The following is a 653-nucleotide window of genomic DNA, read 5'->3' as shown; positions in this document are numbered from 1 at the left end:
GGTGCTGATAATATTGGTTTATTTGTTCCGTATTTTGTGACATTAAGTGTTACTAATTTATTAATTACTCTGTTTGTCTTTTTAATTTTAATTTTCTTCTTGGTATTTACTGCACAAAAATTAGCTAATATTCCAGGAGTTGGAGAAATTGTTGAGAAATTTAGTCGTTGGATTATGGCTGTTATTTATATAGCTTTAGGTTTATTTATTATTATTGAAAATGACACTATTCAAACAATTTTAGGATTTATATTTTAATTTAGGGTGTGATTTTATATGAGTTATGAAAATGCTTGTGATGTGATCTGTGTACATGAGGATAAAGTTAACAATGCTTTAAGTTTTTTAGAAGATGATAAATCTAAGAAATTACTTAACATTTTAGAAAAAATTTGTGATGAGAAGAAATTGAAAATCATATTATCTTTGATTAAAGAAGATGAGTTGTGTGTTTGTGATATTTCTTTGATATTGAAAATGAGTGTTGCTTCAACTTCACATCATTTAAGGCTTTTATATAAAAATGAGGTACTTGATTTTTATAAAGATGGAAAGATGGCATATTATTTTATTAAAGACGATGAAATAAGAGAGTTTTTCTCTAAAAATCAGGAGGGTTTTTGAAACGAGTGAAACGAGTTTCTTCTTGTCTT

At 26.2% G+C, this 653-nt stretch carries 2 protein-coding genes; both read left to right on the top strand.

The annotated features are described in order from the left end of the window. Positions 1-258: cadmium resistance transporter (locus tag KA814_RS13720; protein ID WP_074356983.1), on the top strand; the 258-nt coding region annotated here is incomplete at its 5' end. A gap of 18 nt (positions 259-276) precedes the next feature. Further along, the gene (locus tag KA814_RS13505; RefSeq protein ID WP_002508637.1) at positions 277-624 is read left to right on the top strand and encodes an ArsR/SmtB family transcription factor; all 348 of its coding nucleotides are present in this window, start codon (positions 277-279) and stop codon (positions 622-624) included. Positions 625-653: the final 29 nt, after the last annotated feature.

The sequence above is a fragment of the Staphylococcus sp. GDY8P196P genome (assembly GCF_017891705.1).
Lineage (GTDB): Bacteria > Bacillota > Bacilli > Staphylococcales > Staphylococcaceae > Staphylococcus > Staphylococcus ureilyticus.
The sequence above is the reverse complement of the archived record's forward strand: the minus strand, read 5'-3'. Positions and strand labels throughout refer to the sequence as shown.

Excerpts from the sequence above, each read along its gene's own strand:
- KA814_RS13505 (WP_002508637.1), top strand. The coding sequence starts at position 277 with ATGAGTTATGAAAATGCTTGTGATGTGATCTGTGTACATGAGGATAAA.